This is a genomic window from Streptomyces purpurogeneiscleroticus, assembly GCF_020024005.1.
Lineage (GTDB): Bacteria > Actinomycetota > Actinomycetes > Streptomycetales > Streptomycetaceae > Streptomyces > Streptomyces purpurogeneiscleroticus.
The window spans coordinates 1-8,970 of the sequence record NZ_NHSG01000485.1 but is presented as its reverse complement, the minus strand read 5'-3'; the positions used below and the strand labels follow the sequence as shown (position 1 = coordinate 8,970).

At 71.6% G+C, this 8,970-nt stretch carries 7 protein-coding genes; 5 read left to right on the top strand and 2 right to left on the bottom strand.

Features of this window, described 5'->3' with window-relative positions:
* From CCS38_RS34810 to pgfA, 3 genes are all read left to right on the top strand, one after another.
* On the top strand, positions 1-699 hold a 699-nt coding region (locus CCS38_RS34810), incomplete at its 5' end, for an Ig-like domain-containing protein (RefSeq protein WP_504740357.1).
* A 175-nt stretch (positions 700-874) separates the two neighbouring features.
* Complete coding sequence (locus tag CCS38_RS34805) at positions 875-1,009, top strand: SPW_0924 family protein (RefSeq protein ID WP_106975605.1); 135 nt, start codon at positions 875-877, stop codon at positions 1,007-1,009.
* A gap of 13 nt (positions 1,010-1,022) precedes the next feature.
* Complete coding sequence (pgfA, locus tag CCS38_RS34800; RefSeq protein ID WP_223737619.1) at positions 1,023-1,988, top strand: cell envelope lipid trafficking protein PgfA; 966 nt, start codon at positions 1,023-1,025, stop codon at positions 1,986-1,988.
* A gap of 37 nt (positions 1,989-2,025) precedes the next feature.
* On the opposite strand, the gene hrpB is transcribed toward pgfA, so the two are convergent.
* Positions 2,026-4,620: an ATP-dependent helicase HrpB gene (gene hrpB / locus CCS38_RS34795; RefSeq protein ID WP_223737618.1), complete on the bottom strand. Its 2,595-nt coding sequence runs from the start codon at positions 4,618-4,620 to the stop codon at positions 2,026-2,028.
* Between the two features lie 98 nt (positions 4,621-4,718).
* Positions 4,719-5,645: a class I SAM-dependent methyltransferase gene (locus CCS38_RS34790; protein WP_223737617.1), complete on the bottom strand. Its 927-nt coding sequence runs from the start codon at positions 5,643-5,645 to the stop codon at positions 4,719-4,721.
* 420 nt (positions 5,646-6,065) lie between these two features.
* Here CCS38_RS34790 and rpsA point away from each other — a divergent pair, with 420 nt between their 5' ends.
* Together rpsA and CCS38_RS34780 are read left to right on the top strand one after the other, a co-directional pair.
* Complete coding sequence (gene rpsA, locus CCS38_RS34785) at positions 6,066-7,580, top strand: 30S ribosomal protein S1 (protein WP_031066558.1); 1,515 nt, start codon at positions 6,066-6,068, stop codon at positions 7,578-7,580.
* A 421-nt stretch (positions 7,581-8,001) separates the two neighbouring features.
* On the top strand, positions 8,002-8,955 hold the full coding sequence (locus CCS38_RS34780) for a PAC2 family protein (protein WP_223737616.1): 954 nt from the start codon (positions 8,002-8,004) through the stop codon (positions 8,953-8,955).
* Positions 8,956-8,970 lie beyond the last annotated feature (15 nt).

The window sequence follows — 8,970 nt, the reverse complement described above, 5'->3', positions numbered from 1 at the left end:
GCCCAGCCCGCGCCCCTTGCCTCCCTGGAGCGCGTGGGGGACAAGGACGTGAGCGCCACCGCCGGCGAGACCTTCGCCGACCGGCTCCGGGTGCGCGCGAAGAACACCGAGGACCGCACGGTGTCCGGTGTGAAGGTCCTGTACGAGATACGCGGCGACGGCGACACCCGCTTCGAGGGCGGCGCCGCCAAGGTCACCGTGGCCACGGACAAGGACGGCGTCGCCACCGCCCCGGTCCTGGTCGCGGGGGAGAAGGCCGGGACGTACACCGTCCGCGCGACGGCGGTGGGGCGTGCCGTGCCGGCCACCGACTTCACCGCGACCGTCAAGGCCCCGCAGGCCGACGCCCTGGCCCGCACCTCCGACCAGAAGATGGAGGCCGCGGAGGGCGCTTCCTACGCGGATGCCATCGAGGTCAAGGCGACCTACCAGGGCAAGGCCGCCGCCGGCGTGGCCGTCACCGCCACGATGATCGCCGGCGACGCCGCCGACCCCGCGAAGGCCGAGCAGGCCACCGAAGGCCCGTACTTCAAGGACGCCGAGGGGGCGCCGATACGCACGCTCACCGGCCTGAAGACCGGCGCCGACGGCCTGCTGAAGCTGCCGGAGATCTTCACCGACAACCACCCCGGCACGTACAAGCTCCGGCTCACAACGGCCGGCGGAGCAGTGCTCCTGGTGGACCTCAAGGTCGGCTGACGGCCGCACGGTACGAAGGGAGGGGCGCGGCGCTCAGGCGTCGCGCCCGTTCCGTATGCGGTGCCGTTCCGTGTGTTCTCATCTCCGCCGCCCGTTGCTACGGTGCCCCAGCCCTGCCTATCTGACGCCACGTCAGGTGCCGTGGGGAGCCCCGCAGTCGAACGGGAGGCCCAGCATGCGTGCCCTCACAGCAGCCGCGATCGGGCTGGCCGCTGCCCTCGCCCTGGTCTTCACCATGACGGCCATCGGCGCCCCCGAAGGGCGGACGTCCCCCGAACCCCTGCGGACCACCGTCCCCGAGCACCCCTGAGGGGGCCGCCGCCATGCGCCGTAAGGCCAGCCTCGTTCTGCTCGCCCTCGCCGTCTTCTGCACCGCCCTGGCCCCGCTGATGCGGTGGTACGCCTTCCCCCGGCTCGCCAAGATCCCGCCGAGCCAGTACCAGGAGATGGTCCTGGAGGCCAAGCCCGCCACCCTCATCGACTACGGCACCATGAAGGCCAGGAAGGTCCCGAAGATCAGCATCGTGCAGACCCTGAAGGGCAACGTCGAAGCCTCCGAAAAGGTCGAACGCACGGCCGGCCGCGACGTCGTCGTCTGGGACGCGCTGTCCTACGTGGCCGGCCCCGACGGCAAGATGGTCTCCGAGATCCCCGAGCGCTACATCTTCGACGCGCACACCCAGGAACCGGTGCACGCGACGGGCGAGTCGGTCGACGGCGAGCCGGTGCGCCGCGACGGCATCGAGTACAAGTGGCCCTTCCTCACCGAGAAGCGCGACTACAGCTACTTCGACGCCCAGACCCGCACCTCGGCGCCCATCCACTACAAGGGCACCCGCAACTTCCAGGGCCTCGACGTCTACTACTTCGAACAGACCATCCCCTGGACCAAGGTCCCGCTTCCCAAGAAGATGCCGGTCAAGGGCGTCACCCCGGAAGCCGTCGAGAAGATGGGCACCACGCGCTGGTACACCACCAAGCGGATGTTCTGGGTGGAACCGGTCACCGGCGCGCCCGTCAACGGCGAGGAGATCCACAAGGAGGAACTGCGCGGCGGCGACCTGCTGCCCGGCGGCGGCAAGGTCACCGCATTCGCCGGACACGTGAAGATGCGCCCCGACTACCTGAACGCCACCGTCGCCCTGGTCTCCTCCCAGCGCACCCTCGTCCTGCTCCTCACCAGCTACCTGCCCTGGGGCCTGCTCACCACGGGCGCCGCGCTCCTGGCCATGAGCCTGTACCTGGAGGCACGCGGACGGCGCCCGGGAGGGCGCGCCGCGGCCGCGTGAGCGCCCGTAGCGCTTCCATCAGCCCAGTCGCGCGCCGTCAGCGCCGTTGCATCCGCGCCTTCGTATGGCGCGTCGGCTCGGCCGTCGCCGGATCCTCGGGCCACGGGTGCTTCGGATAACGGCCGCGCAGCTCCGCCCGCACCGAACGGTAGCCGTCACGCCAGAAGGAGGCGAGGTCGGCGGTGACGGCCGCCGGACGCCCCGCGGGCGACAGCAGATGAACCAGTACCGGCACCCGGCCGCCCGCCACCCGCGGCGACTCCCGCAGCCCGAACATCTCCTGCAGCTTCACCGCCAGCACCGGCTGATCGCCGCCGTACTCCACCCGGACCCGCGAACCACTGGGCACCTCGATGCGCTCCGGCGCCAGCTCGTCGAAGCGCGCCGAATCGCCGCTCGCCCACGGCAACAGCCGCGACAGCGCCTGGCCCGCGTCGATCCGCGCCAGATCGGCGCGCCGCCGCGCACGCCCCAGCTCCGGCTCCAGCCACTCGTCCCGGCGCGCCAGCAGCGCCTCGTCCGCGACATTCGCCCACGGAGCACCCAGCTCCCGATGCAGGAACGCCATGCGCTCCCGGAGCGAACGAGCCCCCTCCGACCAGCGCAGCAGCCCGAGCCCTTCGCTGCGCAGCCCCTCCACCAGCGCTTCCCGTACGAGCGCCGGGTCCGCGTCCCGCAGCGGCCGGGACACCAGCTCGATCGCGCCGAGCCGCGCCACGCTCCGCGCGACCACGTCGCCGTCCGCCCAGCCGACCTCCTCGGCCGAGGCGTACAGCGCCCCCGCGGCCGCCCGCGCGGTCTCCTCGTCGATCACGGCCGCGAGCCGCACCCGCGCGGACGCCGCCGTCACGGGCCGGTCCGCAACCGCCACCGCCAGCCACTCGGCGCTCCGCAGCCGCGACCCTTCCCCGGCCTCGGCCCCCGTCCCCGAAGCCATCACGTACGCACCCTCGCTGCGCCGACGGGCCACCCGCTCGGGGAAGGCCAGCGCCGCCACGAACCCGGCCGCGGCGTCGTCGTTCTCCCCGCGGGTCCCGGTGACGGCTGTACCGGGCACCTGCGCACCGCTGTCGGGCGCGGGCGCGCCGCCGTCCGGAGCGCCCCCGGCACCCGAAGCGCCGGACAGCGCCGAGGCCAGCCGCCGGGACTCCTGCCGCCACCGGCCGGCATACGCGTCCCGCCCGCGGCGGGCCGCGCGCCAGGCATCGGCGAGATCGTCGCCGTACTCGCGCGGCGGCTCCTCGCTCAGCAGCGCGACGACCTCTGCGGCCCGCCGCGCGCCGACCTGCGCCGCGCCGTCCAGCAGGGCCCGCGCCAGCCGCGGATGCAGGCCGAGCCGGGCCATCCGTACGCCGCGCTCCGTCGCCCGCCCGGCCGCATCCACCGCGCCCACCGCGGTCAGAACGTCCCGCGCCGCCGCCATCGCCCCGGCCGGCGGCGCGTCCAGCAGCGCAAGGCCCGCGGCGCCCGGATCGCCCCAGCACGCGGCCTGCAAAGCGAACGCCGTCAGGTCCGCGACCTTGATCTCCGGGGACGGGAAACGCGGCAGCCGCCCGTCCTCACCCTCCGACCAGCAGCGGTAGACCACACCGGGCGCCTCGCGCCCCGCGCGGCCGGCCCGCTGCCGCGCCGCCGCCTGGGACGCCCGTACCGTCGTCAGCGCGCTCAGCCCCCGCGCATGATCCATCCGCGGCTCGCGCGCCAGCCCGCAGTCGACCACCACGCGCACCCCGGGCACCGTCAGACTCGACTCCGCCACCGACGTGGCCAGCACGATCCGCCGCCGGTCACCCGAACCGGCCAGCACCGCGTCCTGCACGGCCGCCGGCGCCCGGCCGTGCACCTGCAGCACCTCGACCCCGGCATCGCCCTGGTCCGCCAGCTGCCCCGCCACCCGTGCGATCTCGCCCACGCCCGGCAGGAAACACAGCACATCCCCCTCCCGCTCGCGCACCGCCCGCCGCACCACCGACGCCACATGCGCCAGCAGCGCCGGATCCACCCGCATGCCGTGCGCCGGACGCACCGGGCGCTCCGGCGGCGCCCACACCGTCTCCACCGGATGCGAGACCCCCTGCGCCGCCACGACCGGCGCGTCCCCCATCAGCCGCGACCAGCCCTCCGCGTCCGTCGTCGCCGACGCCGCCACCAGCCGCAGCTCCGGCCGCAACGCCTCCCGCACGTCCAGCAGGAACGCCGCCGCCGTGTCCGCGTCGAGATGCCGCTCGTGGCACTCGTCCAGTACAACGATGTCCACGCCCGGGAGTTCCTGATCACGCTGGAGCCGCTGGAGCAGGACGCCCGTCGTCACCACCTCCACGACAGTGCGCGCCCCCACCGCGCGCTCCCCGCGCACGGTGAACCCCACACGCTCGCCCACACGCTCCCCGAGCAACCACGCCATTCGCCGCGCCGCAGCCCGCGCCGCGATCCGCCGCGGCTCCGCAACGATCACCTTGCGTACGGGCGCACCGTCTTCCGTCAGGCCCGCCAGTGCCAGGGGTACGAGGGTCGTCTTACCGGTACCCGGAGGCGCGCACAGGACGGCGGTCCCGGCACCCTCCAGCGCCTCCTGAAGAGCGGGCAGCGCGGACCGTACGGGCAGAGCATCGAGTTCATCGCGGCGGATCACCCGCCCAGTGTCTCGCGGGGCCGATGACCTACCGGAGGCGCTGTGCCACGGTCCCTCGGGGGCGAGCTTCGGGGCGGCCTACGAGGCCGGCAGCCCGCCTACGGGTCCCGTCGGCACACGAAGATGGCCGTACCCGGGATCAGCCCGCCCCGAAGGGGCGACCAGCCGCCCCACTCCTGGGTGTTCCACGCCGGCCACTCCGGCTCCACCAGGTCCTCCAGACGGAAGCCCGCGGCCACCACGTCACGCACCCGGTCACCCAGCGTGCGGTGGTGCTCCACGTACACCGCGTTGCCCTGCTCGTCCTGCTCCACGTAGGGCACGCGGTCGAAGTAGGACGCCGCGACGGACAGCCCCTCGGGGCCCGGCTCATCGGGGAAGGCCCAGCGGATCGGATGCGTCACCGAGAAGACCCACCGGCCGCCCGGCCGCAGCACCCGGTGCACCTCACGGAAGACCCGCGCCGGATCGGCCACGAACGGCACCGCCCCGTAAGCCGAGCACGCGAGATCGAAACTGCCGTCCGCGAAGGGAAGCACCCCGGCGTCGGCCTGCACGAGAGCCACGTCCGGCGCCTCCGTACCGTGCGCCGGTAGATCCCCGCCGATCCGGAGGGCGTGCTGCAGCTGCCGGTGCGAGAGGTCCAGCGCCACCGGGTGCGCCCCCTGCGCCGCCAGCCACCGCGAACACTGCGCCGCGCCCGCACCGATCTCCAGGACCCGCAGCCCCTTGAGCTCGGCGGCCGGCCCCAGGAGAGCGGCCTCTGCCTCGTCCAGCCCCTCCGGCCCCCATACGAAGCGGTCGTCGCCCAGGAACGCACCGTGCTCGCTCTGGTACTCGTCGGCGTTGCGGTCCCACCAGCCGCGGCTGGCCCGGCTGCTCTCCGCCTCCCCGGTGGTGCGGCGTACGGCCTCGGCGTCGTCCCAGGCCGCGGGGCCCGCCGCTGCGTCCGTGCCGCCGGGGACCGTGGAGCCGGTCACCGTGGCCGCGAAGCCGGTGACTGCGGAGTCGTCGTGTTGGTTCATCGCGCCCGTCGTCGTATTGTTCGTTAAAGCTTGTAGTTTCTGAGGTGCATGGGACCGGCTGGTCGCAGTCCTGTGAGGATCTTCGTCAGGCCCCTGTGGCCTGCGACGACAAGGCCGAGCGGCTCTTCTCGCGTTCGGTGTGTGCCGGTTATGCGGCGATCCGCCCGCGGTGTGGGCCTTCGCGCATTGACCGTGTCCGGCTGCCCCCGTATGCTACAAGTTGCGCTGCGGGCCTGCGCACCTCAGACGGAGCAGGTCGCGCTCGCATCTGTTGCATGTCCCCTCGGTTTCGAGGCGCTGACCGGATTTCTCGGAAATTCGGGAGCGCGCCTCATTGCTGTCGACTTCTGCAGAAGCGATAAAGGCTCTCGGCGTAGCAGTACCTACGACTTCAATGTCCGTACCGGAGCCCTTTCCCACATGACGAGCAGCACCGAGACCACCGCCACCACCCCGCAGGTTGCGGTCAACGACATCGGTAACGAGGAAGCCTTCCTCGCCGCGATCGACGAGACGATCAAGTACTTCAACGACGGCGACATCGTCGACGGCGTCATCGTGAAGGTCGACCGGGACGAGGTCCTGCTCGACATCGGTTACAAGACCGAAGGCGTCATCCCCAGCCGCGAGCTCTCCATCAAGCACGACGTCGACCCGAACGAGGTCGTCGCCGTCGGTGATGAGATCGAGGCCCTGGTTCTCCAGAAGGAGGACAAGGAAGGCCGCCTGATCCTCTCGAAGAAGCGTGCCCAGTACGAGCGCGCCTGGGGCACCATCGAGAAGATCAAGGAAGAGGACGGGATCGTCACCGGTACCGTCATCGAGGTCGTCAAGGGTGGTCTCATCCTCGACATCGGCCTCCGCGGCTTCCTCCCCGCCTCCCTGGTCGAGATGCGCCGCGTCCGCGACCTTCAGCCCTACGTGGGCAAGGAGCTCGAGGCCAAGATCATCGAGCTGGACAAGAACCGCAACAACGTGGTCCTGTCCCGCCGTGCCTGGCTCGAGCAGACCCAGAGCGAGGTCCGCCAGACTTTCCTCACCACCCTCCAGAAGGGTCAGGTGCGCTCCGGCGTCGTCTCCTCGATCGTCAACTTCGGTGCCTTCGTGGACCTGGGTGGCGTCGACGGTCTGGTCCACGTCTCCGAGCTGTCCTGGAAGCACATCGACCACCCCTCCGAGGTCGTCGAGGTCGGCCAGGAGGTCACGGTCGAGGTCCTGGACGTCGACATGGACCGCGAGCGCGTGTCCCTGTCGCTCAAGGCGACCCAGGAAGACCCGTGGCAGCAGTTCGCCCGGACCCACCAGATCGGTCAGGTCGTCCCGGGTAAGGTCACCAAGCTCGTTCCGTTCGGTGCGTTCGTCCGCGTCGACGAGGGCATCGAGGGCCTGGTCCACATCTCCGAGCTGGCCGAGCGCCACGTGGAGATCCCGGAGCAGGTCGTCCAGGTCAACGACGAGATCTTCGTCAAGGTCATCGACATCGACCTCGAGCGCCGCCGCATCAGCCTCTCGCTGAAGCAGGCCAACGAGTCCTTCGGTGCCGACCCGTCGGCGGTCGAGTTCGACCCGACCCTGTACGGCATGGCCGCGTCCTACGACGACCAGGGCAACTACATCTACCCCGAGGGCTTCGACCCCGAGACCAACGACTGGCTCGAGGGCTACGAGGCGCAGCGCGAGGCGTGGGAGAACCAGTACGCCGAGGCGCAGCAGCGCTTCGAGCAGCACCAGGCCCAGGTCATCAAGTCGCGCGAGGCCGACGAGCAGGCTGCGGCCGAGGGCGCTGCGGCGCCGGCGGCCGGCGGCCAGGGTGGCGGCGGCGGCAACGTCTCCGGCGGCTCGTACTCCTCGGAGTCGGCGGACAACTCCGGCGCCCTGGCGTCGGACGAGGCCCTTGCTGCGCTCCGCGAGAAGCTGGCCGGCGGCCAGAGCTGAGCACGCTCACCGCTAGGCGCTAGCCGATAGCGACACGAAGGCCCGCTCCCTTTGGGGGCGGGCCTTCGTGCTGTCCGGACCGGAGTCCGGCCTTCTGGCTGTCGTCCGGCTGTTCGGCTTTCTGTATGGCCGCTTGGCTGTGGCGGCAGGCATCGCACCTGGAAAAGCCCCTGGAAGCCGCCTGACCTCACCTCAGCGGTGGTCCGTACGACGCCGCCTGCGCCGCCCTGAACGTTCCTGCAGGCCGCGTCCACTTCGCCGGTGACCACCTCGGCCACAACGACACCTGGCAGCACGGTCTGTTCTCCTCGGCGCGAAAAGTGGTGACAGCGCTGCACGAGCGGGTGATGACGTAAGGACCGGGAATGCCCGAGCCATGTACCGCGTTGTGCGGGGCGGACATCGAGGAGGAGCGGTCACTGTGTTGGATCCCCAGGATTTGTACGAATGGGAGCCGAGCGGGCTCGCGGCGGTCGACGCGATAGCCTCCCGCGACTCCGCCGGGCTGGTGCTCCTGTACCACTTCGACGGCTACATCGACGCCGGCGAAACCGGTGACCAGATTGTCGAGACCCTCCTGGAAGGGCTGCCACACCAGGTCGTCGCCCGCTTCGACCACGACCGGCTGGTGGACTACCGGGCCCGCCGCCCGATGCTCACCTTCGACCGCGGCCAGTGGTCCTCGTACGAGACGCCCAGCATCGAGCTGCGTCTCGTCCACGACGCCACGGATGCGCCCTTCCTGCTGCTCTCCGGTCCCGAACCGGATGTCGAGTGGGAACGCTTCACGGCCGCTGTACGAGAGGTCGTCGAGCGGCTGAACGTACGCCTCTCGGTCAGCTTCCACGGCATCCCGATGGGCGTCCCGCACACCCGCCCCGTCGGGATCACCCCGCACGGCAACCGCACCGACCTGACCCCGGGCCACCGCGACCTCTTCGAACAGGCGCAGGTCCCCGGCAGCATCGAAGCGCTGATCGAGTACCGCCTCGGGGAAGCCGGACACGACGTACTGGGCATCGCCGCCCACGTGCCGCACTACGTCGCGCGCTCCGCCTACCCGGACGCCGCGCTCACTGCGCTGGAGACGGTCACCGCCGCGACGGGCCTGGTCCTGCCGAGCGCCGCGCACACCCTGCGTACGGAAGCGCTGCGCACCCAGGAAGAGATCGAACGGCAGCTCTCGGAGGGCGACGAGGAGCTGGTCGCGCTGGTCAGCGGCCTTGAGCACCAGTACGACGCGGCGGCCGGCGCCGAAACCCGCGGCAACCTCGTGGCCGAGCCCGCCGAACTTCCGTCCGCCGAGGAGATCGGCCGCGAGCTGGAAGCCTTCCTGGCCGACCGGGAACGGGACATGGGGGACGGGGGCATCTGAGGGAACGTTGGGAGG